The organism is Terrisporobacter petrolearius (assembly GCF_020748185.1).
Lineage (GTDB): Bacteria > Bacillota > Clostridia > Peptostreptococcales > Peptostreptococcaceae > Terrisporobacter > Terrisporobacter petrolearius.
The window spans coordinates 40,147-66,260 of record NZ_JAHZMO010000007.1; the positions used below are offsets into that span (position 1 = coordinate 40,147).

At 29.9% G+C, this 26,114-nt stretch carries 23 protein-coding genes and 1 riboswitch; of the genes, 5 read left to right on the forward strand and 18 right to left on the reverse strand.

Features of this window, described 5'->3' with window-relative positions; translation table 11 throughout:
- Window positions 1-4 precede the first annotated feature (4 nt).
- From K0040_RS06150 to ggt, 18 genes are all read right to left on the reverse strand, one after another.
- Entirely contained in the window at window positions 5-1,342 is a 1,338-nt protein-coding gene (locus K0040_RS06150) for an NgoFVII family restriction endonuclease (protein ID WP_228108049.1), read from the reverse strand.
- 115 nt (window positions 1,343-1,457) lie between these two features.
- Window positions 1,458-2,720, reverse strand: a complete 1,263-nt coding sequence (locus K0040_RS06155) for a DNA cytosine methyltransferase (RefSeq protein WP_228108050.1) — start codon at window positions 2,718-2,720, stop codon at window positions 1,458-1,460.
- Window positions 2,721-3,081: 361 nt separating this feature from the next.
- The gene (locus tag K0040_RS06160) at window positions 3,082-3,894 is read right to left on the reverse strand and encodes a hypothetical protein (protein ID WP_228108051.1); all 813 of its coding nucleotides are present in this window, start codon (window positions 3,892-3,894) and stop codon (window positions 3,082-3,084) included.
- A gap of 52 nt (window positions 3,895-3,946) precedes the next feature.
- Window positions 3,947-5,989 (reverse strand): AIPR family protein, encoded by a 2,043-nt coding sequence (locus tag K0040_RS06165; RefSeq protein ID WP_228108052.1) that lies wholly within the window; start codon window positions 5,987-5,989, stop codon window positions 3,947-3,949.
- A complete protein-coding gene (locus K0040_RS06170) occupies window positions 5,986-6,945 on the reverse strand; it encodes a PD-(D/E)XK motif protein (protein WP_228108053.1) in 960 nt (319 codons plus the stop codon). The genes K0040_RS06165 and K0040_RS06170 overlap by 4 nt, the downstream gene beginning before the upstream one ends.
- The gene (locus tag K0040_RS06175) at window positions 6,938-9,637 is read right to left on the reverse strand and encodes a Z1 domain-containing protein (RefSeq protein ID WP_228108054.1); all 2,700 of its coding nucleotides are present in this window, start codon (window positions 9,635-9,637) and stop codon (window positions 6,938-6,940) included. The genes K0040_RS06170 and K0040_RS06175 overlap by 8 nt, the downstream gene beginning before the upstream one ends.
- Window positions 9,621-11,045, reverse strand: coding sequence for an ATP-binding protein (locus tag K0040_RS06180; protein WP_228108055.1), 1,425 nt, complete (start codon window positions 11,043-11,045; stop codon window positions 9,621-9,623). The genes K0040_RS06175 and K0040_RS06180 overlap by 17 nt, the downstream gene beginning before the upstream one ends.
- A gap of 267 nt (window positions 11,046-11,312) precedes the next feature.
- The gene (locus tag K0040_RS06185; RefSeq protein ID WP_228108056.1) at window positions 11,313-11,546 is read right to left on the reverse strand and encodes a hypothetical protein; all 234 of its coding nucleotides are present in this window, start codon (window positions 11,544-11,546) and stop codon (window positions 11,313-11,315) included.
- 338 nt (window positions 11,547-11,884) lie between these two features.
- Window positions 11,885-12,751: a J domain-containing protein gene (locus K0040_RS06190; RefSeq protein ID WP_228108057.1), complete on the reverse strand. Its 867-nt coding sequence runs from the start codon at window positions 12,749-12,751 to the stop codon at window positions 11,885-11,887.
- A 182-nt stretch (window positions 12,752-12,933) separates the two neighbouring features.
- Window positions 12,934-13,059: a hypothetical protein gene (locus tag K0040_RS20670; RefSeq protein WP_265588818.1), complete on the reverse strand. Its 126-nt coding sequence runs from the start codon at window positions 13,057-13,059 to the stop codon at window positions 12,934-12,936.
- Between the two features lie 288 nt (window positions 13,060-13,347).
- The gene (locus K0040_RS06195; RefSeq protein WP_228108058.1) at window positions 13,348-14,715 is read right to left on the reverse strand and encodes a glycosyltransferase family 2 protein; all 1,368 of its coding nucleotides are present in this window, start codon (window positions 14,713-14,715) and stop codon (window positions 13,348-13,350) included.
- 119 nt (window positions 14,716-14,834) lie between these two features.
- Window positions 14,835-15,413 carry a beta-class carbonic anhydrase gene (locus K0040_RS06200; RefSeq protein WP_228108059.1) on the reverse strand — a complete coding sequence of 193 codons (579 nt, stop codon included), beginning with the start codon at window positions 15,411-15,413 and terminating at the stop codon, window positions 14,835-14,837.
- A gap of 209 nt (window positions 15,414-15,622) precedes the next feature.
- Window positions 15,623-15,925 carry a YjgN family protein gene (locus K0040_RS06205; RefSeq protein ID WP_228108060.1) on the reverse strand — a complete coding sequence of 101 codons (303 nt, stop codon included), beginning with the start codon at window positions 15,923-15,925 and terminating at the stop codon, window positions 15,623-15,625.
- Between the two features lie 169 nt (window positions 15,926-16,094).
- The gene (locus K0040_RS06210; protein ID WP_228108061.1) at window positions 16,095-17,669 is read right to left on the reverse strand and encodes an aldehyde ferredoxin oxidoreductase N-terminal domain-containing protein; all 1,575 of its coding nucleotides are present in this window, start codon (window positions 17,667-17,669) and stop codon (window positions 16,095-16,097) included.
- Between the two features lies 1 nt (window position 17,670).
- The gene (locus tag K0040_RS06215; RefSeq protein ID WP_148555988.1) at window positions 17,671-18,453 is read right to left on the reverse strand and encodes an ABC transporter ATP-binding protein; all 783 of its coding nucleotides are present in this window, start codon (window positions 18,451-18,453) and stop codon (window positions 17,671-17,673) included.
- A gap of 1 nt (window position 18,454) precedes the next feature.
- Window positions 18,455-19,441, reverse strand: coding sequence for a FecCD family ABC transporter permease (locus K0040_RS06220; RefSeq protein ID WP_228108062.1), 987 nt, complete (start codon window positions 19,439-19,441; stop codon window positions 18,455-18,457).
- 8 nt (window positions 19,442-19,449) lie between these two features.
- On the reverse strand, window positions 19,450-20,478 hold the full coding sequence (locus K0040_RS06225) for an ABC transporter substrate-binding protein (protein ID WP_228108063.1): 1,029 nt from the start codon (window positions 20,476-20,478) through the stop codon (window positions 19,450-19,452).
- A gap of 146 nt (window positions 20,479-20,624) precedes the next feature.
- Entirely contained in the window at window positions 20,625-22,238 is a 1,614-nt protein-coding gene (gene ggt / locus K0040_RS06230; RefSeq protein WP_228108064.1) for a gamma-glutamyltransferase, read from the reverse strand.
- 136 nt (window positions 22,239-22,374) lie between these two features.
- Window positions 22,375-22,471, forward strand: a riboswitch (TPP riboswitch).
- Between the two features lie 107 nt (window positions 22,472-22,578).
- Between ggt and K0040_RS06235 the strand changes: the two genes are divergently transcribed.
- From K0040_RS06235 to K0040_RS06255, 5 genes are read left to right on the forward strand one after another with little or no spacing between them, the layout of a single operon-like run.
- On the forward strand, window positions 22,579-22,869 hold the full coding sequence (locus K0040_RS06235) for an MTH1187 family thiamine-binding protein (RefSeq protein ID WP_148555978.1): 291 nt from the start codon (window positions 22,579-22,581) through the stop codon (window positions 22,867-22,869).
- Entirely contained in the window at window positions 22,841-23,617 is a 777-nt protein-coding gene (locus K0040_RS06240; protein WP_228108065.1) for an ABC transporter permease, read from the forward strand. The genes K0040_RS06235 and K0040_RS06240 overlap by 29 nt, the downstream gene beginning before the upstream one ends.
- Window position 23,618: 1 nt before the next feature.
- Window positions 23,619-24,629 carry an ABC transporter substrate-binding protein gene (locus tag K0040_RS06245; protein ID WP_228108066.1) on the forward strand — a complete coding sequence of 337 codons (1,011 nt, stop codon included), beginning with the start codon at window positions 23,619-23,621 and terminating at the stop codon, window positions 24,627-24,629.
- Complete coding sequence (locus K0040_RS06250) at window positions 24,610-25,329, forward strand: ABC transporter ATP-binding protein (RefSeq protein ID WP_228108067.1); 720 nt, start codon at window positions 24,610-24,612, stop codon at window positions 25,327-25,329. The genes K0040_RS06245 and K0040_RS06250 overlap by 20 nt, the downstream gene beginning before the upstream one ends.
- A complete protein-coding gene (locus K0040_RS06255) occupies window positions 25,330-26,073 on the forward strand; it encodes a TatD family hydrolase (RefSeq protein ID WP_228108068.1) in 744 nt (247 codons plus the stop codon).
- Window positions 26,074-26,114 lie beyond the last annotated feature (41 nt).

Below are 26,114 nucleotides of genomic sequence, written 5' to 3' on the forward strand. Positions count from 1 at the left end.
TATATTATTTATCTAATAATTCTAGTTCTTGAACTAACTCTGGTCTAAAATATGGGAGCTGTCTTCCATTAAGTCCTACATCATTCATTTTAGCTCTATTATCTAATTTAAATCTCTCATACGCTCCTGTTTCAGCAACAGTTATTTTAAAATGTTTATCATCTAGTTTAATTATTCTTAAACTATCAATACCTAGACTATCTAAATACTCCATAGTTACAACTTCTCTATTTTCAAGCCCCAATACATCTTTAAGTATCCATTCTCCAAGTGCCCCTTGCGGATTAGTTTGTAAACTTTTACCATTTTCTTGCTTTACTCTACCTCGTAGCACTCTTCCATCTGGCAAAATCAAATCAAAATCATTTAAATCCTTATCTTTAACATCATTATCATTTAAAGCATTAATTCCAAAGAATCTAGGAAAAATATGATGTACCCATATACTAATTCTAACTTCAATTTCATATTCTGGTCGTGGTGTATTACTTCCTTTATTCTTAGATTTTCCATGTCTTATATTCACGCCTGAACAATCTGAAACAAAAGGTCCTTCTTTTTTATCTTGGTAAAGTGGTAAAATTATTTCTTCATGAGACACCTCATAAGCATCTCCTTCGTCAGCAACTTTAAAGTTTTCATTAGATAAGTTTATCATCCTAATAAGCTCAAATGGATCATCAAACTGCTCTATAGGAATTTGTTCTATTATCTCTCCATTGGAGGCATCAAACTCTTCAAGTAAAACACTTTTACTTGTATAAAACTTATAATTGTGTAATTTATCTTTAAAAGTATAAGTTTTTCCATCACTTATAAGTTCAAGGCTCTCTATATCTATCAACTCATAAGGTGTTTCAATTATATTCATCACATCATTATCACGTGTCACATAATGATATACATCTCTGTCTGTTTTGTATAATCTTTTATCAAGCATTATACGTTCATTTCTTAATTCTGAAACCTTACGAATAACTTCATATGATTTCCCATTTTTTATAAGAGGTGCTAAAACCTCTGGTGCCAACTTATTAAATTCGGCCACCTTTTGATATGTTTTATCTTTAGTATGAATCCATGTTTTAAGGCCGATTCCTACTCTATAATTTTTCCATGCACCAAGTGCATCGAAAGCACTATCTTTTCTAGTTAAATCTTCTACGTCAAATACCCTAGCAAAAAGTTGCTCGTGATTTCTATAATATAAATATGGTTTACGTGCATTTGCTCCTTCTTGATTATCTTTAAATAAACCACTAAGTGCTCCAAATATTTTTAAAAACTCTATGTATTCTTTTTTTTCTTTTTCAGAAAACTTATTCCAAATAATATTGGCCATTATACTTCCCCCTATGTATTTATTATATATATTATCATAAACATTATATATTGACAGTTTATAACTACAATTAAAATAAAGGACAAAAGAATAAACTTTTGTCCCTAAACTATTACTATTTAGATTGTAGTGAATAAAACTTTTTAACTACATGTTTCTTTACTATTTTCAAATACTCTTCATCTGATATTATAGATAATTCATTATTTTCAACAAATTTATTAACTTCACTTTCTTCCTCAAAATAAGATTGAACAAAACTTTCACCTTCATATCTACTCTTCATATCTACATATATAAGTGCATGCTTATCTGATTCTGTAGCAACACATTCCTTATATTCAGCTTTCACCATATCTGTATCTATAGTTGCACATACTTCATCTTTTAATGTAGCTTTATCTAATGCATTTGCTATATTTTCAGCTATACGTTTTATAACAGGAACTACAACACTATTACCTGCTTGCTTATACAATTGACCATTTGAAATTTCTGGCAACTTAAAATCTTTTGGAAATCCTTGAACATTAAAAGTTTCCCTTGGAGTTAATTTTCTTATTCCATAATCAGATAAAATAAGAGGTACATTATGACCTCCAGTTCCCATATTAGCTGTTAAAGTAGGAACTACCCCACTTTTATTTTCTCTTACGTATTGTCTTCTCCATTGATACACTGAATTTTGAGATGTAATAGTCTCTTCAAGTTTATCGTAGAAATTTTGTATACCATCTTTGTAGTAATATCTATCTTCTACTTTTGCATTAAAATCTATTACAGTATCTAATCCATTAGTTAATTCTATCTCTTTAGGAAATTCAAAGTTATCAAAAGCAGTTTTATCAAGGAACCCAACTATATATATACGTTCTCTATTTTGAGGTATATTCCCATGATCTTTTCCATTCATAACTTTCCATTTTATAAAGTAATTATTTAAAGTTAAAGCTTCTCTAATTACTTTAAATGTATTTCCTTCTCCATGTGTAACCATATTTTTAACATTCTCTATAAATATAACTTTAGGATTGTGATGAGTTATAATTCTTAATAATTCAAAGAATAAATCTCCTCTCTCATCATCAAATCCCTTCCTATATCCTGCTATTGAAAAAGCTTGGCACGGAAATCCACCTACTATTATGTCCGTACTTGGTACTTCCTCAGCCTTAACTTCATGTATGTCTCTTCTATCTAATTTAACATTAGGAAAATTAATTGATATTGTTTCCTGTGCATTTTTATCAAATTCATTAATGTAAACAGAACTAAACTTGTTAGCTTGTTCAAATCCTAAGTCTATACCACCAACTCCACCAAAGAAACTTGCTACAGTATAATTTGTGGTATTTATAACTTCTTTATTGTAAGTCATAAATTGTATATCCTCCCTTATTGCTATGCGTTTTTATGCCTTTAATTAAAGTTTGTCCGAATATAAAATTCTATATCATTTTTTATTATACCACACTAAAACAAACATTGCTGCATTTTTAACAAAGTTATTTTTTTAACAACTATTCTATATTTAACTTTTCCAAATAACATGTTTTCCTTTATTAGAATGTTAATCCTTACATTTTTCTTTACTACATATATTATACAAATCAATTTTTTCCTCTTTTATTAACCATATTAAAAGTTTATTTACTATCTCACCCTAGTTATTTGTAAAGTTAGTAGGTTACTATACCTAATACATATAATAAAGAAGCTATCAAATTGATAGCTTCTTTTTATATCTCTATATTTAAATTTTTTATTAATGTAGTACTTATTTTAGATCCATCTATTTTATCATTGTCTATCCATAAAACTAGTTTATTTCTATTTTCCATAAAATATATATGCTCATCTGAAATTTTTCTTTCAAATATAGCAATCTTAGTTATATTATATTCTTTATATTTACCTAATGCAAATTCTTCATAATAGTCTAATTGACTGTATGCTTGTCTAACCTGTTTAATCTCATCACTATAGTTGTTATCTAAGCTCTTAGCTTCTATTATTACCGCATTTTTATCTTTTACAGCTAGACAATCTATATTGCCTTCCTTTATTTCAAAACCATGGCGTTCTAATATATTTGATAATTTCTTTACAATAATATTATGTCTTATATACCTGTCTTTAAGTTTATTTATATCTAACTTATTACAGTTTAACTTATAACTATTTTTAGTAAATGATCTATTAGCTATATTACTTGAATCCGTATCATTTAATGTTATCTTAGATCTATATATTTCTTGTTCTTCTTTTATATATTCTTGATTATCTTTTACAAATTTTATATATTTCTTTAAAGCTGAGCTATACATACTATGTCCTCTTTTATTTAACTCGTCTAACTGTTTTCCCTTTATATTATTCTTATCAAAGCACATATTTAGTAAGTCATCTACATCTTCTCTTGTTGTATATTTATATATATCTATTTGTAATGTATTAATTATTGTTGATATTCCAGTAATATAATTTTGTATACTCTTACGTTTTAATCCATTTTCTTTCATCCAATTTTCAAATCTTAGTTTCTGATCCACATCTATCCCCTTAAACTTATTTTTATAAATTAAATTTATATGTTTTTAATTATTATACTGTAACCTTTACCCCATCTTCTTCTGCTCTTAAATATAAATCATATAAAATTTTACTTTGCTTTTCAGATGGAACAGCTAATTTCCCTATACTCATTTTCTTTAATATATCTAGTTTAGTCATAGATAGGTTATAATCTTTCATATTATCTTTATAATAAGAATATAATTCTTTCCATATTTCAATATCTATTTCACATACTTTCATCTGTGTCTGAATACCATCATCTATCTTTTTTATTTTTTGTTCTTCTTTTTTATTATATTTTTCAGCTTCTTTATCTATTAAAAGTTTGGGATCTATTATAACTCCTAAGTTTAATTCTTTTATACTATCCCAACATAGCTTTTGTTTTGCCCATTGTGCTATATTTGCATATCCTGTTGGCGGATTTGTTATTTCCTTGTATATAGCTTCTATTATTACATTAATTGAATCAACGAGTTCAGTTGGTAATGATTGATTTTCCCATATTACATTAAAGTTTAAAAACTTATTTTTCTTTTCTATTATGTAAGACAAATATGATATTGAATATGCTACAGTTTGAGCTCTGAATCCACCATCGTACCAAGTTGCTTTTGACACAAGCTTTTCAACCTCTTTGAATAAGATAATTCTTGATACTGCATCTATAAAGTAACTTTCTGTTATACATAAGTTATCTTTTTCTAAATTATTAGTTATTTGATCAGCAAAATGAGAAAAACTATACTGAGCTCCTTTACAAACAATATGAGGATTTTGCAACCATGCATTTTCACTTTTTGATAAGAATGTCTTATCTATCAATTGTTTCTTAGGGTATTCCATCTGATACTGTTTCTTTTTTGCTTTAGTTAAATATGCTTGTTCATTTAAGTATTCTCCTCTTACTCTTTCATAGAACCAACGAGTCCTTTTCTGCGATCCATCACATACAGGCGCCCATATACGCTTCGAATAATCCTTCATTTCTTTATGGAATGGACTATTCGAAAAGAAGTCTGATTTATTTACTTTATTCTGAGTATTTGCATATTCTGAAACCTTAGATACAAAATCATTTTGTTTGTCCTTATCTTTAACAACTGATAACTTCATAGGTACAGATACATTCGATACATCTAATTTAGAATTTTTACTTGCTGCATAAATAGCTGATGTAGTTTGTCCACCATTAACTATCTGGAAATCATTAATTAAAACTATTTCACCTTCGCTATTCCTTTCTATAGAACTAGCTGTTGCTGTAATTCCATTATTATACGCAAAAAACATGTCTGATTTATATTCTATAGTATTTTTTATCCCTTTATTTACAGCGCCTTTAAACTGTAAAAAGGTTCTAACATTTTGTTCAAATAGCTTTTGACCATGCTCATCATAAATATCAACTAGATCTTGTCCACCTATAACTGTTAAATAAGCTTCATACTCGTCTGATTTTGTGGGAATCTCTAAACAAGGTAAATTTACATTGATTTTAAAACCACTGTTACTATATTGCGATAAATATATTTTATATATATAATCAATATCAACTATTCTATATTCTGCTTTAATATCATCTATAGATTCAGAACTTATATCCTCGAATCTACTAGATATTTTTCCATCTGTTAATATTATAAATCTTACTTTATCAATCTTATTGTCATACTTATATTTAAATATATTGTATGCCATAGAATGGGCCTCTGATGTTTCTTCTAAGTCTTCATATAACCCTGTTATACTTTTTTTATAAAAAGTTTTTATCCTGTTATACTTTTTATTAATATCACTTTTCGTTAATGTCTGTATCTCATCTTCTTGGAAGAAATTATGAACTAGTATAGATAATATTTTTCTCTCTTCATCATAATCATAGCCATAAGCTTCCATACCTGTTTTCCTATACTCTGCAAAAGTATAGTTGTTAGTTAGATCACCTATATTAACTAGCTCTTCACATATATTTTCAAAAAATGCCTGAGATTTCATTAGTCCCCTAGATTCTGCTTCTATAAAAATAGACTGCATAAAATCTTTATGAAATTCATTTAGCTCAATCATATAGCTCCTCCAGCCTCAAATATACTATCGAAGTCAACTTGGAATTCCTTACATTCAGAAAGATCAATCCCATATTTTACAGAAATAATCTTATTAGAAATATTATTTTTTTCTATTTTCGGAAATTTCGCTGATACTTCGTATATACTTTCTTTATTAATTAAAAATTTATATAATCTATTTTTATTTGACACACCTTCTATATAACCATATTCAAATAGCTTTATTTTAAATTGATCTAAAATCCAGTCATCACTTATTTGATTTTCTATACTTTCAATAATATCTAATATAGAAAGACCTCTCTCACTAATAGTTAACCCATATGTAGCTAAATATAAAGGATTTTTAGGACTTTGTAGTTGCTGTAGTGATGAAATATAAATAATTTCTCCCTTTGTTGTTTTATATGACTTAACTTCTATTGTGGCTGATTCTATTGAAAAGTCTTGCTTATCAAAATCAGGTCCAACCCATGATATTATTGCATCTTTTATTCCTATTTCACTAGCTACCTTATTTTTCAAGAATATAAGTTCTGAAAATAAACCCATTTGTCGTTCTAAAGTCAACCCACTATAGTTATTACTCTTAAGAAGCTGCTGCCATCTTCTTAATCTATTCTCTACAGCTTCTATTATCTCTTGGTTATTATCATATTTATTTGCTGTATTTATTAAATCCTGACAAAGAGTAAGGAATATTTCATATTCAGTATTATCATTTAATATTAAATATAGCCTACTATTATTAGCGTCTATACTCACTTTTTTTATACTTATTCCCTTAAGACTTATATCTATTTTATCATCCTGTAAAATTTTTGTACTATCTATAAAAAATCCATATTTACCTTCTATATCTCTTATCCAAAAAAAATCATAGTTTAGATTTTTATCAATACGCCTCTGGGAATTTATATTCATATTTATCCAAGGATTGAATGCTTTAGTCATCGTAATCCTCTCCTTTTAATAACTTTTCTATATAAACAGTATTAATTTTTAATGATACTGTTTTACCTGTACTTGTTATTCCTCCTGGAAAACTTATTCCAAACGCTGCAAGTTCTACAGTTTCTTCACTACCTTCTATATTTGCATCTAATATATGTAGCATTAATAGAGGTCTTTTTAACCTATTTCTCACAGCCTTACGATCTTTTCTTTCAATTCCTTTACATTCAACATCTGATAATGAAATGGATTCTGATGTTCCTGATGATACCTGTCTGTGTCCAACTTCATAGCATCTCCCATTATCTTTAACTTGTACTTTTCTTTTCTGTTTATATACTACTTTATCATTTATATAAATTTTAGCTTTTTCTTTTTCTTTAGTAGAATATAATGCTATATCCCATTTTTCATCTACTTCATCTATATATTTCTTTATGAAGTTTATCGGCATCCTTGACTTTATTCCAAATATATCATCGTTAGATGACTCATATATTTGGAATTTATCGATAAATTCTTTAACCATATTTTTATCTATATTTTTCCATAGATAAGAGTTTTTCAATTCACTTTCATTAGATCTTATGTCACTAGCAATTGATACTAATTCTTTTATAAGCTCTATATTATCTATATTTATATCTATATTAGATATTATTTTCTCTGTTTCTTTTAGGTGTCCATCTAGCTTCATGTTATAGCATATTTCTTTTGTATTTCGTTGTTTATTTCTTGCAGTAACCTGTAGTCCACTATCTGGATGTTGTTGAACTGCCAATCCAAAATCCTCTGGTGTTTTTTTGCGTTTTGCCATAATATCAAAAGTTTCAAATAGATCTTCTGTAGCTTCAATTATATATTTAAAATTATCCCTCATATTCTCTGTCATATATATCTTACATAAATCTTCATATCCAGGTCTATATCCAAACCAACGCCCCATTTGCATTAATGTGTCATAAAAAATAGTATTTCTTAAAAAGTAACTCACACTCAGACCTTCTATAGTATACCCTCTTGCTAAACTAGTTCCGCCTATAACTATTGCATTAGTTGGTTGGTCATCTCTATATTCTAATTCTACAGTTCTCTCTTGATGAACCTCTCTAATAACAACCGTATTAACTAACTCACTAATACTTTTTATTACATCTTTCCATTCAACTTTTATCTCTTTAGAGTTTGTTTCAAATTTATATTTTAAATCTTTATAGTGCTTATCAAAAGTATTCTTTATGTCTCTTATATTTTCACTCTGTTTTTCTGGATTACTAAGCAGTCCATATGCTAGTATATCTTTTCTTAAGTACGATAGATAATCTTCGACATGTGATCCTATATCTTGATGAACAGCAGTAAATCTACTTGCATGAATTAGCATACTATTATGTTTATTACCCTGGTTTCTTAAATTTCTTATTCCTATATTTATTAAAAATAATCTTATAGCATCCTTAAGTGTATCTGGTAATTTATTTAACTTCAGAGTTTTCTTATGATTAAGTTTAATATTGTACGGTTCAGGTATTGTAACTATATGCTTAAAGTCTGTATCTAAAAATATTTTCTTTGCTCCAAAATAGTTATCTGGGGCTTTTAATGCATATATAAAATCTTTAGGAAATAGATCTTTACCTCTTTCATCTTCTATCTTATGATCTATAAATATATTGGCATATGGTGTGGCTGTATATGCTACATACGCACTTTTTTCAAATAAACTTAATAATTCTCTAATTCTTTTATTTATAACTGTAGGATCTTCTTCTGGCTTTTTTGTATTTATAGATGCATAGTCTGACTCATCATCAATTAATAACATTGCATGTTTTGATACTCCATTGTTATATATTTTAGACAGCCATTCAACTACATTTTTTAATGTTGAAGTATTTTTCTTAATTACTAATACTATAGGACTTTTACTATTATCAAAGTTAGTTCCTTGTGCATTTTTATCTGCATCTCTTTTGTTAAAATCCCCTGTTTTAGTAGTCAAACTCCTTGGAATTTTACTTCTTTCAGTTCCTGAAAATTTACCTACACCAACAAGTTCTCCACTATCTATACCTATAAATGCTTCATTAAGTCTTTCTTGCGTTTGATCCCTTAGATTGTTTATCCCCCCTGCTATTACTACAATAAATTTATATCCTGCATCAGCTGCTTTACATATTAAAGCAGCGTAATTTCCAGTTTTGCCAGATTGTACATGACCTACAACCATCCCATGTCTAGAAAATTGTTCTCTCTTAGGATCTTCTAAATTATCCATTATTTTATCAGTATCTACATCTATAGCCTTTATAACATTTGGAGGAAGATCTTTTCTCATGTACTTTTTATATCTATTCCAATAGTAATCTTCCATTAACTTTTCTCTTTCAGTCCACCATCTACTATCTCTATTTTGTTGCTCTTTGCTTTGAATTAGTATTCCTGAGCTCATCGTGACGTTAAATTCTAATTCTAGCTCTCTTTTCATCATTTTCCAATCACTATCTTCTAACTTTGATATATTTTCAATAGAAAAAAACAACTCTAGTTGATACGGTTCAAGAGTATTAACTAGTATCTTAATATTACTAATTTCATTCTCAATTTTATCATGTTCCAATGAACCTTCAATTTTTTCTAATTTAGTTCTTATATGCTCTTTGATAACATCATAACTATTCATTTTTTGCATAAAATAATTCCCCTTTATTTTTAAACAATTCTGTTTTCAGTAATTCTTCTATATATGATTCATCTATACCAGACTCTCTTAACCTACATATTATTGTGATTAACTCTTCATCCTCTATATCAACTCCTTGATTAACCTTATGAGGATTTTCCTGCAATTGAGCTTGTATTGCATCTAAAGGCAAATATGATTGTATTCCTTTCAAATATACATCTAATACTTCCTTTTGCTTATTGTCTAGCTGTGATATTAGATTTTGTAAAATAGGATGTTCTTTATTTAATCCAAACCATATATTATTTCCATTTGGTACTAGATTCCAAAATCTAATTGTTGTCTTATCTATTATTTTTTTACCTCTACCTGTATATGGTCTTGACCCTTTCTCTGTAATTTGCTTAATTATTCTTTTCAAGTCACCTTTAATTTCATGACATGGATTAGCTGTAGATTTTTTTATATCTATTCCCCACAGTAAATCCTGATCATTAGATATATCCACCTTTATTCTTACTAACTTATGAGCATCTTTTATACGATGTAATCCCCACCAAGTTCCATAAATCAAAAGCCTATTTTCTCTATATAAATAAAATCCTTGAGATTTTGTATAACCTTCTTCTGTTGCATACCTTTCATACTCTTGTTGAGAAACTTTTGAATGATGTGGCAATATAAACGGTTGCACACTTATCGTTTTATCATACATTTTTATTTTTTCTATAGATAATTCCTGGGTTGCTGAATGATTAATATTAAAAGGGTTAAATGGTACTAGTTCACTATTATTTACAATGATCTTTAATTTTTTCCCTCTTAATGATCCTTCTAAATACCTATGAAATACTAGTGATAAGTGTTTTCTAAGTCTATCTATTATCTCCGAAAAACTATCTTGCTCATATCTATCAATATCTTCCCATATAACAAGAGTTCCATTTTCATAAGTGTTCAATTTATCTAATAATTTAATATCTTTAATTTCATCTAAACTAGGTTTTATTAATAACCATTGATTTTTATCTTCTAAGTAATTTAAATCCCACCTAGCTACTGCTAGTTGACCATATTTTTTAGATATCACAGTTAACTTTTTGCACTGTGAAAAGGATGCTGTTTTTAATCCAAGTCCAAATCTTCCTAAATCATTTTTTTCTCTTTCTTTACTTGGATCTTTACTTGCTAATCTCATAGCTTCCACTAACTCTTTATCAGACATTCCTATCCCATTATCCAACATACTAAACATTAAATTAGGTTTAGCCACTGTGTAAATCTCAATATTAGTTGCTTTTGCAGTTATACTATTGTCAACAATATCAGCGACTGCTATTTCAAAATTATAACCTATATCCCTTAATGATTTTATAAAATTACCTACATAAGGGTTAACTATTTCTTCTTCCACTATACTTCTCCTTAACTAAATTTATTTTATCTATTCAAATATATTATAAAATTCATCTTACTTCTCATTTTAAGTATAATATATTATAAAACAAGATAACTATTTATTTACTTAATTATACCTATCTTTATTGTTATATACTTTTTTATTTATTGAGATTATTAAGTATAATCGTATTGATACAAATAATTTTAAACTACTACACACTCCATAAACAACTCCTTCAGCTCATCCTTAACCTTATTAAACTCAAACAGCACCCTTCTACTATGTCTCATCCTTACCTAGATCAGGTCTGTCCTTAATCTTCGCCTTCAGCACCTTCGCCAAATCTCTATCATCAATAATATCCATCACATTAATTAGAAACTTATCATTTCTAAAAATCTCATACTTGATTATATAATTATAAACATAAAGATTCTCAACAATCAGATCATAATATCTATTTCTGTCCTCATCACAAGTTGTATTGTCCTTCACATACTGAGCACCCAACACACACTTGTAAATATAGTTCTCCCAGTCAAACTTCTTAACAACAATATTTTGGAAATCCTTCATATTTCATACATTAAATTTGCAATAAACAATATATCATAAATTCCACAGATTATTTGTCATTTGATGTCGATATTTTCAGGAAATATACTTCTTTTTTAACCACCAAATTTATCAATTTATTCACGTAAAAAAGGCCGTAACAAAAATGTAACGGCCTTAAAAATACCCATCTAAAAAAATATATAATATTATCTATACCAAAATCCATCAATATCCCCATATATAGCTTCACATCTATTCTAAACACTTTGCCAAACTAACACCTCAGTCTTAAACTATAATTGCCATAACTCCTTCAAATCATTAATTATCTGCATAGCTCTAACACTTTCATCACTATTATCATTTTTATCAGGATGAAAATTTCTAGCCAAAGTCTTATATATTTTTTTCAATATTTTCTTATCATCTTCACCGTAATGGGAGTTTTCCCTAGAACTGTATTCGTAGTTACTACCCTGTTTTTCTTGGTAGCTACTTTTGTTAGAATTGTCTTTGTAGTTACTATGATTTTTTCTTTGGTAACTACCTGTGAAGTAATCTTGCTCTTCATAGATCTGCTTTATTTTCTTTAGGTTTTCTGCATTTCTCAAATTTAGAAATACATCGTAGCAATAATCAAAATTGCCTACTCCGTATTTATCTTCAAACTCTGCCTTAGCTTGTCTATACCTTTGCAAAATTTCCTCCACCTCCACAGAACACTTATACTCCTCAGTATCCTTGTATTCCTGGTTTATTTTTTCTTGTAGAGGGTTTAATTTGCAACATACCAAGCTATAAATTTCCTCACTTGTCATGTTTAGTTCTTGGGATAGCTCATTTAATCTATCCTCCACAAAATCGTAGTACCCATAATCTACGAAATCGTAATACCCAATAGTGCAAATGCTATATTGCCTTTTTTTCACCTTGTTGTTTTCTCTGTAGCTGCTGTGCAACGTGACTTTGTATGCTGTTTTCACAGATCGTTGAAATTTTTCATCGGAATGAGTGTAGGAGTAAAATTCCTGGTTATTGATTTTACAAGCGTTCACTACTAATCCCTTGCTCTTCCCTTTGCTGAAAGTTTTTCTCTCACGCTCTTGAACAACACAATACAATTCATCACATCCTTTGGGTTTATTTTTGTTGGGCAACATATTCGGTGCTCCTCTAGTTGGAAAAACAACTAATCAGCCTTTTCCATGATTAACTGCGCTTTGGAATAATTATCCAAATTTAAATCATATTTTTAAGTTAATTATAATCTACTTTTCCAAAAAGTCTAGTAATATTTCATAGTTTTTTTAAATTAATCACATACTTACCTAGAAAATCTTTTTTAGCTAAAATCTTTATCTATTTCTTTATCTATTTCTTTATCTATTTCTTTATCTATCTCTTTATCTATCTCTATCTCTATCTCTAGCGTTTCATTTTTGTTACATAGCGTTACATGGTGTTTCAAAAATGTTACATAGCGTTACATGGTGTTTCATTAGCGTTACATAGTGTTTCAAAAATGTTACATAGCGTTACATAGTGTTTCAAAAATATAAATCGAGTTTTTCCCAGGGAATATCTCATGCATATTTTTTAAAACAAATGAAAAATTTACATTATTAATATAGTATTTTAAGTTTTTATGATTAATTAATATATTTTTTTCTACTATCTTTCTACATTTTTTATGTTTTTTAAACTTAAAAAGGCCATCACAAAATGTGACGACCTTAAAAATATTCTAAACTCTATCCTACTTCCACACTCTTTTTGCACCTATTAGCTCCTGAACATAACCATATAAAGAAACAGGTGACATTACTATTTGGTAGCAAAGTATAAATATAAAAAATCCTAGAGTGTTTTTTCTTACTTTAAGATTTAAGTTTTTAAATACAACGTGAGCTTGGTAATAATATAAAATATAAAAACTTACCAGTGTTAGAGGAAATACCAATAACATCATCGGTCCTACTATATAGTATTTTTGGAAGAATACTGCTAATATTACTCCTGGTATCCAGAAGAATGTATAGCTAAGATCCATATATGGTATAAACAAATCTATGCCTGTCAAAAATTTATAATATATAGAAGGTTGTTGCCATGGTTTTACTTCTCTCAACCCCTCTATCATACCCCTTGCCCAACGAGAACGTTGCTTTGCAAAGTGAGATAGTTTTGTAGGAACGTCTGTAAATGCCACTGCATGAGGTTCAAAATAAACCCTATAACCTTGCTTTAATATTTTCCAAGTTAACACAATATCTTCTCCAATTGCATCAGACCAGCCACCTACATTTTGCACTACAGATGTTTTGTATAATGAAAATGCCCCTTGGGCAACTAGTGTACCTTGGTACAAACCTTGCATCCTTTTAATAGATGCAATACTTAAAAAATAATCCCATTCTTGTATCTTTGCTAATAAATTTTCTCTACTATTTCTCACTAACATGGAACCTGCAACGGCGCAAACATCATCTGGTGCTGAGTTAGCTCTAGAAATCAAGTAATTTACTGCCTTATTATGAATAAGAGTATCTGCATCTAGTGTGATCACATACTTAGTTTTTACATATTTTAGTCCATGATTTAGGGCGTTGAACTTTCCTGGAGTATTTTCATGTAGGAGTAAAATATCCATGTTCATCTCTTTCTTTGCTCTTTCCACTTGGGCACATGTGTTATCATTGGAATTGTTGTTTATTACTATGGTATGAATTTTCCCCTTGTATTCTTGCTCTTTTATATATTTCAATGTGTTAAAAATACCCGCCTCTTCATTGTAGGCAGCCACCAAAATAGTTACCTCATCTTCAGGATAAGTTACTTTAAACTTAGGCTGTTTATCTAAAAGCAAGCTGGATACTAAAAATGCATTCATAAATCCTGGAATATAGGCTATTCCTGCTATAATAAATACTGCTAAAAAAACTGAGGACGTTACCTCAGATAAGTCCAAAATCCATTGTTTAGACACATAATAGGAGAAAATCACCCATAATATACTTATGACTAAACTTATAATGAATTTATATTTAATTGGTACATATAATCTTGTTTTAGTTGATTCTTCATGTTTTTCAACTATATTAGACAGCTTAATATCATTTTCCATAATCCGTCAAATTCCCCCCTTATGTCTAAATTAACTATACAATAATAGCATATAATTTTTAATATTCATAATGTAGCTTTTACCAGTAAGTAAAAAAGGCTCCTAAGAGCCTTTTTTGATTATTTATTGTTGTATCCATCTACTACCACATCTATTTTACCTGTCTCAGGAGAAATTACTAATCCATGTATAATAATGTCATTTGGTACTAGAGGATGATTTTTTATAAGACTAACACTATCTTCCATAGACTGTTCAACTGATTCAAACCCGTGCAGCCATCCCTTTACATTTATTCCTGCATTTGAAAGGGTGTCTATAGTTTCACTAGGTATACCTCTATCTAATACTTTATTTAATAAATCATCTGTATCTAAATTACACATACCACATCCATGGTGGCCTACTACCAATACTTCTTCCACATCAAATTCGTATATAGCTACTACTATACTTCTCATAATACTTCCAAATGGATGCATTATTGCTGCTCCAGCATTTTTCACTATTTTTGCATCTCCATTTCTAAGATTCATGGACTTTGGCAACAAATCTGTCAATCTAGTGTCCATACATGATAGTATTACAACTTTTTTATCAGGTCTACTGGATGTTTCATATTGTTTATATTCTTCGTCTTTCACAAATTTTTCATTGTATTTCAATATTTCATCTAACTTTCCACGGCTTGCTATCATAATATTATCCTCCTATGGAATACATCTTGCCTATACATTTTACTGTGAACTCTGGAGCTCTTTTTAAATGACAAGATTCACATTCATAATTATATAATTTCGTAATATTATATCTTATTTTTTGCTGTATTTCTACAATTAAATAAATAATACAATTTCCTTATAATTAAAAAGGGCATTACAACTGTAATACCCTTAAATCATTCATATTAATCTTCAAAAACAGTATTTTCTGTTTTCCATTGTAACATTTTTATATAAAGCCAGAATCCATATATTCCTAAAGTAATAATAGTCAGTATTAACCATTTTATGTAGTGTAAAAATAAACTTCCTCCGCTACCTATAAATCTAAGTCTTCTTCCTTCAATTACTGTATGTTTAGCTTCCCATCTATATTTTATACACATAGCCCAAGGTGTAGCTATTCCAAGTGTAAAGAATGTTATAGCCCATGCTAATATATTAACTCCTATAAGTCCTAGAAGTCCACCTTCAAATCTTGATCTCATATTGTCTCTCCTATCATTAGTTTTTTACTTGTAGCTAATATATTTTATCATAAGAACCAATTAAGTAAATAATTATTTTTAGCAGAAAAAAACATATTGATTATTTCTATCAATATGTTTTTTAAAGAGATACAATTTATAAATTTTATTAGGTAAAATTATTATTATGTTATCTAGCAAAATATCTGTACAACACTTTAGTAAATGGAGGTATATTTTTCTGTATCCTATTTGTTGAGTTTCCTCTTTCATACTCCATCTCTATTTTCATACAATTTCTTGCATAATTAATTAGTTCGACAGGGGTAATATCAATTCCTGTTCTATAGGTAAATAATTTCGCCATAAGTTCAAAAGCTTCCTCACTATTTACAGTTGCAAAGGATGAGAATATGCAAAACCCTAGATTTTCAAGGACGAATATTTGAGCATATAATAAGTCCATATCTGAAATATTATTTAATTCATCACTAAATTTATTTATAGATACCTTAAAATCCTCTTCATCGTCAATAGCTTTTCTGTCTAAGAAGGAAACTAAATTTTTCTTTTCTGAAAATAACTTGCTTATTCCATACGTACGAGAAGCTACTACTCGTCCTATAACTGTGCCCTTGTCAATTTCATCTAGAAGATGTAGTATTTCCTCTTTGCCCCAAGGTAGTCCTGTTGCTTCAAAATACATTTTGCTTGCAGTTACAAACTCTGTACCGACTATTCCTAATTCATAAGCTTTATTTCTTAATGTTTTTGTATATTCATAGTCATCTATTCCATAGGATGATTTTAGAGCTTCATGGACTTCACTCTCATCTGGTGAAGAATACACTTGGCCATCATTCATAGAGTGTCTATTTAAACATCCAATTACACACATAGGTGCACAACAAAAATTAACTTTTTTATTAGTTTTGCAAGTATTCTCTTTCTTAGTTTTTTTCTTATTTACTTCTCTTTCCTTCATACTAGCAAGTACTTTTTCTTTATCTTTTAGCAATCTTATTAATGTTACAGAACCATAGGCTGGTAATGCTCCACCACAAATTTCATTATTTATTATTAGCTTTGCAAAATCTTTGCCTGTACTTAGGAACTTTTCTTCCTCACTACATTCTCTATGAAGAGACCTTTTCCCTGTTACTACTATTCCACGAAGTCCTTTGCTTCCAAAAACATCCCCAAATCCACTTCTTGGACAATGGTACTCTGGCTCTCCATCTGGATAGGTGCACACAAAAGTACTAAGAGACATTTGCATATCAGCAGTTTTACCCACTGCAATAATTCCAGCATTTGCACCAAACTTTTCTTTTAACTTTTTCATCATAAAAGAAGTTTTTGTATTTTCTAACTCTGGCATATTTAGTATTTCTACACATTTATCACTTATATGTAAAATAGCATTTCTATCCTTCGACTCACCTTTTACTACCAATGCAGCTATAGATAAAGACCCCATCTTTTGTGGCAAATTCCCCGTAGTATTACTAAGTTGAATACCCTCATTTTTATCTTTTTTAGTCATTACCATCAACCTACATGAGCTTGCCACCTTACATCCTGTAAATAAGCCTGGAACAAAGGCTATAGCATTTTCCGGTGAGTATCTTCCTGCTTCTGATGGTACTGTTTTTTTTATTAGATCTAATGCTAATCCACGACCATAGTGACCATAGGATTTTACATTATAATCTTGTGAAGTCACTGCTTTTGTTGTTAAATCAACAACTAATATTTTTTCCATCCTATACCTCTTTTACTACGTAATAACGATTTTTATATTCTATAATATCTATGTCCTCATAAATTACAGACAACTTTCTTTTTATATCTTCCTTGGATTCTTTTTTGCATTCTATGGCTTCTATAATAGTTCCATCTTTTAATAATAAAATTTCATCACAATATGTTAGTGCATAGTTTGGATCATGAAGTGTAATTAAGCCACATGCATTGTTGTTTTCTATAACTTCACGAATTCTATTTAAAATTAAATGATGATTTGGAAAATCCAAGGCACTATCTGGTTCATCAAAAAACATTATAGGTGCATTTTGCACAATAGCTCTAGCTAATATGGCTAGTTGTTGCTGACCTCCACTAAGTGTAAGATAATCGCTTTCTGCTTTTTCTTCCAATCCTAAAGTTCCTAATACTTTCTTAGCGTATTGTTTTTGTTTCGAAGATGGTGATTGCATAAATTTTAGATGTGGATTAAATCCCATGGACACCACATCTAATGTTGATATATTATAAGTAAAATTACTTCTTTGAGGCACATAGCTAATATATGTAGCTCTCTTCTTTTCATTTAAACTTCTCACGTCCACACCAAGAGCATGACATTTATCTGATTTTGAAGATATCAAACCACAAATAGCTTTTAACATGGTTGTTTTTCCCGTTCCATTTAAACCAAGAAGAGCTGTTAGTCTATTGCTTTTTAAATTTAAATTAACTCCTTTTACAATTTCCTCTTCTCCATAGGAAACTCGTAAATTTTTAATTTCAAATAATGTTTCTTTCATATCATCGTCCCTGCTTATAAAGTAAATATACTAAGAATGGAACACCTATGGCTGATGTTAGTATACTTATTGGAATTTCACTACCTGCCAAACTTCTTGCTAAGCAATCAGCAAATAATAAAATAATTCCTCCAATAATTCCACTTAAAATACATGTGCTAAAATCGCTCTTTTTCAATAGCATTCTAGCAATATGTGGAGATACTAAACCTATAAAGCTGATTACTCCCGTAACACAGACTGTAGATGCAACTAGTAATGTGGAATTTAGTAATACTAGACAACGTACAAATCCTACTCTTACACCTAGCATTTTCGCTTCATCATCATCCAAAGATAATAAGTTTATTTGCCATCTTAATAAAATTATTCCTATTAATCCTATTAAAAACACTGGCAATACCCACTGTAACTTGGAGGAAGTAATATTAGAAAAACTCCCCATAGTCCAATAATCTATGGTTGCCAGTTGTTTTTCTGGATCTGCAAAGTATTTCATTGTCATTATTGTGGCGTCTGCCATTGCTTTAATTGCAATACCAGCTAGGATATACGTTGCTGAGTTTCGTTGTTTTATTAAACGTGACAAACCTATAACTGCTAATACAGCTATTAACCCTCCCGCAAAGGAGCTAAATATAGAAGCAAGTATGCCTCCTTGGAAGCATACTATTGCTATGGCTGCACCAGCATTGGCACCAGATGAAACTCCGATTAGATCTGGCGCTGCCAATGCATTTTTAAATATTGTTTGATATATGGAACCAGACATACTAAGTCCTATACCTGCCAACAAAGCCATAATTATTCTAGGTAATCTCAAGTTTAAGAAAACTTTTATGGACATTTCATCAACACTTCCACCACTTATTATATTTACTATTTCATTTATACTAATTGAGTATTTTCCTACTGTTAAAGATATAATAAATGTGAATATTAATATGATTATACTTCCAATAAATATTTTTCTAGACTTATGCTTCATATGCAAAATTATTTTGTAACCAATTCTTTATCAATATCTACGTTGTAGAATTCTTTGTAGAAACTAGCTGCATCATTTTTGAAATCATCAAATGAATATCCTTCTTCATCTATTATACTTGCTAACCACATTGAACCTAATACACATGATGGTACTGGAGAATCCCAAGCTTCAAAATCACTTGGCATTTCATATACAGCCTTATTTTTTACTGCATTAAGATTTGCCAATTGTGGATCCTTTAAAACATCTTCTTTTGTAAATTCTGCTTCTGGTATTATAACTATCATATCTGGATTATATTTTAATAATTGTTCATATGATATTTTTGCCCATTGGTCATCAGCTAAATCTTTTGCCACATTTACTCCACCAGCTTTTTCTATAACGCTATTTTGATACATTTTGCCAGATGCTACAGTTAATATATCGCTTGTTCCTGCTAAATAAACACTTGGTTTTTCTTTTGAATCTTTTGTAAGTTTTTCTAATTTGGCATATTGTTCATCGTAATATGATAATAATTTCTTAGCTTTTTCTGTAGTTCCAGTAGCAGTAGCTACCATTTCTATTGATTCTTTTAATAGTTTTTCATTTTCTGGATTAATAACTATAACTGTTATTCCTGCATCTGAAAGTGTTTTTGCTTGTTCTGTTAATTTTTTAGGTAAAATTACTAAATCTGGTTTAAGAGCTATACATCCTTCTAAGTCAAAATCTTTAGCTGTTCCCACCTTTGGTAATTCCAATAATTCCTTAGCTGCTAATTTGTATAAAGGTCTTTTTTCAGCTTTAGATTCTATTCCTACTAGCTTATCATTTAAACCTAATGATACTAACATTGATGTTGATATATAATACCCACTTACTATTTTTTCATAATTGCCTGTTACTTTTACTTCTCTACCTGCATGATCTGTGATTGTTACTTCCTTTGGTTGGCTTTTCTCTTGTGTATTAGTATTACTACACCCTACCAACATAGTAGTCATCATCATAACTACTAAAATAATTGATATTAACTTTTTGATTTTCATTTTCCCCTCCACTATACATTTTTTTACATTTTTTGCTACCTAAGGTATAGTCAAATTGTATCATGGTAACTAAAGGAAGTTAAATCGAAATAAGTTATAAGTTGACGTCATATATAGATTTTTCAAATACATTTTCCATTAGAACTCTACCACACAGCAACATGGCCATCGCATCTTTTTTCTGTGGCACAAACATAAGACCCCTTTTCATTATTTTTTAATATAATCTGTCCCTTACCCATATTTGTAAAGTCCTCCATTACTGTAATGTGGTGACCTTTTTCCATAAGACCTTTCACAATTTCTTCATTAATATCACTTTCAACCTCAATCTCTTTGTTTTTAATCCATTGCCAACGTGGGGCATCTAAAGCTTCTTGCGGATTCATATCAAAATCAATCAAATTAGTAAGAACTTGCAACTGGCCCTGAGGTTGCATAAAGGCCCCCATTACTCCAAAAGCCCCTACTGCTTCATTATCCTTACATAAAAATCCTGGAATAATTGTGTGATATGGTTTCTTAAATGGTTTTACCACGTTAACGTGCTTTTTATTTAGACTAAAATTGTTTCCTCTATTGTGTAGGGTTATTCCTGTGTTTGGAACTACTAGCCCTGACCCAAACTCTGTATAATTACTTTGTATATAGGACACCATGTTTCCTTCACTGTCACCACTACACAAATATACAGTTCCTGGTGAATAAGGATCTCCACATATAGGTTCAACAGCCTTATCTCCTATTAAACTTCTTCTTTTATTTGCATAATCTTCATTTAATAATTCTTCAACTTTTACTTTCATTTCTTTTATATCTGTTACATAAGTTTTGCTATCAGCAAAGGCAAGTTTTAAACTTTCTATAATTTTATGATAATTATCTACATGTTCTTTATCCCTATGTAGATTAAGTCCTTTTAATATATTTAAAGCCATAAGCACTGTTATTCCATGGCCATTTGGTGGTATCTCAAAAACATCGTACCCTTTGTACTCTGTACTAAGAGGCTTTACCCACTGAGGATAAAATTTCTCCAAATCACTTTTTCTAATAAATCCATTGTATTTTCTAGAGAACTCATCTATTTTATCTGCCAAGCTTCCTCTATAAAAACTTTCGCTGTTACTTCTTCCTATTTCTTCAAGAGTTTCTGCCATTTCTTCACACTTAAAAATTTCTCCAGCCTTAGGCCCTCTTCCCATTTTCCCAAAAGTTTCAAACCAGTACTTATACTCTTCACCTTTCAAGTTTTCTTCGTATTCATCATAAACTTTCTGCCACAAATTTGATACAGTTTGTCCCACAGCATATCCATTTCTAGCATAGTTTATGGCACTTTCCAAACATTCTAACAAACTTAACTTTCCGTACTTTTTACTAAGTTCTCCCCATGCAGCAGGTATTCCAGGAACTGTTACTGCTCCAAATCCATACTTAGGCATAGAGTCCATTCCTGCATATTCTTCCAACTTCATTTTCTCTGGTGCAAATCCACTGGAATTTAATCCATAAAGTTTCTTATCCTTCTGGATCCACACTAGTGCATAAGCGTCTCCACCAATTCCACATCCTGTAGGTTCCACAACTGTAAGACAGGCAGCCGTAGCTATGGCTGCATCTACTGCATTGCCACCTTTTTTCAAAATTTCTAAGCCTGCTTGAGCTGCAATTGGTGTTGATGTTGCTACTGCTCCGTTTTTTCCATAGACTACATTTCTTATGGAATTATATTTATTATTCATTGAAGTTAAATTCATATTTTACCCCCCAGTTATAATATTAATTTACTACATATATATATATTGTATATTATATAACAATCGGCTATATGGTATTATCCTCAAATTGACTGTTGACAATCTTTTTAAATAAACTATAATGAACTTAAAAGTAAATATTTGCTAGGGGTGCCTTTATTGGCTGAGAGGTTTTGCCGACCCTTGTACCTGATCTGGATAATACCAGCGTAGGAAAGCTATATACACTTTATTTCTCATAAAGAGTGTCAGGGATTAAATTTGATCGTATATGCTATGCCTACGGGTATAGCATTTTTTTATGTATTTGTATATGTAATTATAAAAAGGAGGAATAATAATGGTTATAGCAGACGTGGCAGTAATGCCTCTTAGACCTTATACAGGTGAAGATGAAATGTACAAAGTAGTAGATGCTTGCATCGAAAAAGTAAAGGAAAGTGGTCTTAAATATGAAATCGGTGCCATGAGTACAACATTTGAAGGGGAATTTGATGAAGTTTTTGACTTAATAAAAGTAATGCACAAAATACCCTTTCAACTAGGATGCGAAAGAGTCATCACAGTTGCTAGGGTTGACGAAAAAGCTGGAGGCCTAACAATTGAGAACAAACTTAGAAATCACAGATAAGATTAAAAATTATATTTATCCACTTATAACATTCATAAGTATTTTATTATTATGGCAGTTTATTGTGGTAAGTAATGATATACCTCAATATATTATGCCTGCACCAAGCAAAATAATAAAAGTTTTTAGCACAGATTTTGCAAACTTACAAATGCATGCTTTAGTTACTTTAAATGAATCTGTTTTAGGATTTATTTATTCCATATTATTGGCAATAGCAATAGGTACTCTTATGGACTTTGTTCCATTTATAAAAAAGTGTTTCTATCCTATAATGCTAGTATCTCAAATGATACCAACAATTACTATAGCTCCACTACTTATAATATGGTTTGGATTTGATTCATTACCAAAAATAATCATGGTAATGACTACTTGTTTCTTCCCCATATTAATAAATTTTGTGGATGGTATGGAAAATATAGATAAAGACTATATAAATTTGTTCAAAACTATGGATGCCAGCAAACTAAATACATTTATTCATTTAAAACTGCCCATGTCTTTGGAAAGCTTATTTACAGGCTTAAAAATTTCTGCTACTTATGCCTTTGTTGCTGCAACAGTTGCAGAGTGGCTTGGTGGAAGTGTGGGACTTGGTGTTTATATGGTAAGAGCAAAGAGTGCATATGCTTTGGACAAAGTATTTGCATCTACAATTTTAGTAATAATGTTTAGTTTAATATTTGTAATGGGTATAAATATTTTGAAGAAAATAACATTAAAACATAAGTACAAAGGAGAGTAAGATGAAGTTTAAAAAAAGCATTTCATTAATGACGGCTGCACTACTTACTATAGGTTTGGTGACAGGTTGCTCAAAGAAAAGTACTGAAAAAAAAGAAGGAAACTCAGATTTACAAAAGGTTACTGTAGTTCTTGACTGGACTCCAAACACTAACCATACAGGATTATACGTTGCTTTAGATAAAGGATATTACAAAGAACAAGGTTTAGATGTGGAAATAATTCAACCATCTGATGGTACTGCTACTACTATAGTTGCCACAGGAAAAGCTGATTTTGGTGTAAGTTATCAAGAAGATGTTACTTATGCAAAAACTAGTGAAGATCCACTTCCAATAAAATCTATAGCTACAATTATTCAACACAATACTTCTGGCTTTGCATCTCCAGCAAACAAAAAAATCAAAACTGTAAAAGATTTTGAAAACAAAACTTACGGTGGATGGGGATCAGAATCAGAAAAAGCTACTTTAAATGCAATTATGACTAACAACGGTGCTGATTTTAGCAAAATCAAAATAGTAGATATAGGAAAAGATGATTTCTTCACAGCAACTAAAGGTGACATAGACATAGCCAACATTTTTGAAGGTTGGACAGGTGTAGAAGCAAAACTTCGTGGGGAAGATATAAACTTTGTAGCTACTAAGGATTTAGACAAAAGATTAGACTACTACACTCCTCTTTTAATAACTAGTGACAAAATAATAAATGAAAATCCAGACCTTGCTAAGAAATTTTTAGCTGCAACAAGCAAAGGATACGAGGATTGTGTTAAAAGCCCGGAAGAAAGTGCAAAAATATTATTAAAACATGCTCCTGAAATAAACGAAGACTTAGCTATTGAAAGTCAAAAGTATTTAGCTGATAAATATATAGATGATGCTTCTAAATGGGGTGAAATGAAAGATAGTGTTTGGAATAATTACACTGATTTCATGAAAGAATATAAATTAATAAACAAGGATATGAAAGCAAGTGATGCATATACAAATGAATTCTTACCAAACTAATAAAAAGATTGTTATTAGTAATTTATCAAAAAAATACAAAGATAAGCTTATTTTAAAAGAGATTGATTTACACGTTTATGACGAAGAGATTGTATCCATCATAGGTCCTAGTGGTTGTGGTAAAAGTACCATCTTCAACATTCTTTCCAACTTAACAACTAGTGATTCTGGTGAAGTAGATATTCATGGTCGTTTCAGCTATATGTACCAAAAAGACCTTCTACTTCCTTACAAAAACATAATGGACAATGTTTCTCTTCCCTTAATCTTAAAAGGTGAAAAAAAGAAAAAAAGTCATGAAACAGTTAAGCCTTACTTCTCCACTTTTGGTTTGGAAGGTTACGAAAATAAATTTCCTCATGAACTTTCTGGTGGAATGAGACAAAGAGTCAACTTTATGAGAACCTTCGTTAACTCCAGCGATATTATGCTTTTAGATGAGCCTTTTGGAGCATTAGACTCCATTACAAGAGCTTCCATGCAAAATTGGCTACTGGACATAAAGAAGGAAATTAAGTCTACCATATTGCTTATTACTCACGATATTGACGAGGCAATAATTTTATCAGACAGAATTTATATTTTATCAAATAAACCTGCTGTAATTAATAAAGAAGTTATTGTAGACAAACGCATCTACAATAAAGATAACCTGGAAAACATAGCTAAACTGAAGAAAGAAATCTTAGGTTATTTATAAATGTATATAGATTTTCATAGTCATATAGATTTCTACAAAGATGATGAATTACAAAAGGTTTATAATGATATAAATAAAAACAATATAAAAATAATCTCCTGTGCTATGGATGAAGAAAGTTGCAAGAAAAATCTTGGTTTTTCTAAAGTATGTTCTAACATTATACCTACTTTTGGTATACATCCTTGGAAAGTTACTAATGTGGTTACCAACCTAGACATCTATGATAACTACATAAAAGATAGCAAAATCATAGGTGAAGTTGGTCTAGATTTTCACTGGGCGGAAGATAAGTCAACTTATAAGCCTCAAATTGAAGTTTTTAAACATTTTGTAAAAAAAGCTAAAGCTTATGATAAATTCTTAAACATCCATACTAAAGGTGCAGAGGAGTTAGTTTATAATATTTTACATGAAGAAAATATGTTGGAAAAATCCATAATACACTGGTATAGCGGAGATTTATCTACCTTAAATAAATTTATAGATGCTAAATCTTATTTCACTTTAAGCGTAGATATAAATACCTCACAGAAAACCCAAGATATTGCCAGGCTACTTCCCCTAAATCGTATTTTAGCAGAAACTGATGGCCCAACTGCTTTGGAGTGGGTTACTGGAGTTTATGGTATGCCTAGTGAGATTATCCATGTATATGAAGGTATCTGCAATACAAAAGATATTTCTATGGATGAATTAAAACATAATATAAATAAAACTTATAACAGCATAACCAATAAGTAAAGGCATGGGTAGATTTTTATTCTACCCATGCCTTTATAAAT

What these genes read in the sequence shown, in the direction of transcription:
- K0040_RS06150 (WP_228108049.1), bottom strand. Translation starts at nt 1,342, where the DNA reads ATGGCCAATATTATTTGGAATAAGTTTTCTGAAAAAGAAAAAAAAGAA.
- K0040_RS06155 (WP_228108050.1), bottom strand. Translation starts at nt 2,720, where the DNA reads ATGACTTACAATAAAGAAGTTATAAATACCACAAATTATACTGTAGCA.
- K0040_RS06165 (WP_228108052.1), bottom strand. Translation starts at nt 5,989, where the DNA reads ATGATTGAGCTAAATGAATTTCATAAAGATTTTATGCAGTCTATTTTT.
- K0040_RS06170 (WP_228108053.1), bottom strand. Translation starts at nt 6,945, where the DNA reads ATGACTAAAGCATTCAATCCTTGGATAAATATGAATATAAATTCCCAG.
- K0040_RS06175 (WP_228108054.1), bottom strand. Translation starts at nt 9,637, where the DNA reads ATGCAAAAAATGAATAGTTATGATGTTATCAAAGAGCATATAAGAACT.
- K0040_RS06190 (WP_228108057.1), bottom strand. Translation starts at nt 12,751, where the DNA reads ATGTTGCCCAACAAAAATAAACCCAAAGGATGTGATGAATTGTATTGT.
- K0040_RS06195 (WP_228108058.1), bottom strand. Translation starts at nt 14,715, where the DNA reads ATGGAAAATGATATTAAGCTGTCTAATATAGTTGAAAAACATGAAGAA.
- K0040_RS06200 (WP_228108059.1), bottom strand. Translation starts at nt 15,413, where the DNA reads ATGATAGCAAGCCGTGGAAAGTTAGATGAAATATTGAAATACAATGAA.
- K0040_RS06205 (WP_228108060.1), bottom strand. Translation starts at nt 15,925, where the DNA reads ATGAGATCAAGATTTGAAGGTGGACTTCTAGGACTTATAGGAGTTAAT.
- K0040_RS06210 (WP_228108061.1), bottom strand. Translation starts at nt 17,669, where the DNA reads ATGGAAAAAATATTAGTTGTTGATTTAACAACAAAAGCAGTGACTTCA.
- K0040_RS06215 (WP_148555988.1), bottom strand. Translation starts at nt 18,453, where the DNA reads ATGAAAGAAACATTATTTGAAATTAAAAATTTACGAGTTTCCTATGGA.
- K0040_RS06220 (WP_228108062.1), bottom strand. Translation starts at nt 19,441, where the DNA reads ATGAAGCATAAGTCTAGAAAAATATTTATTGGAAGTATAATCATATTA.
- K0040_RS06225 (WP_228108063.1), bottom strand. Translation starts at nt 20,478, where the DNA reads ATGAAAATCAAAAAGTTAATATCAATTATTTTAGTAGTTATGATGATG.
- ggt (WP_228108064.1), bottom strand. Translation starts at nt 22,238, where the DNA reads ATGAATTTAACTTCAATGAATAATAAATATAATTCCATAAGAAATGTA.
- K0040_RS06235 (WP_148555978.1), top strand. Translation starts at nt 22,579, where the DNA reads ATGGTTATAGCAGACGTGGCAGTAATGCCTCTTAGACCTTATACAGGT.
- K0040_RS06245 (WP_228108066.1), top strand. Translation starts at nt 23,619, where the DNA reads ATGAAGTTTAAAAAAAGCATTTCATTAATGACGGCTGCACTACTTACT.
- K0040_RS06250 (WP_228108067.1), top strand. Translation starts at nt 24,610, where the DNA reads ATGAATTCTTACCAAACTAATAAAAAGATTGTTATTAGTAATTTATCA.
- K0040_RS06255 (WP_228108068.1), top strand. Translation starts at nt 25,330, where the DNA reads ATGTATATAGATTTTCATAGTCATATAGATTTCTACAAAGATGATGAA.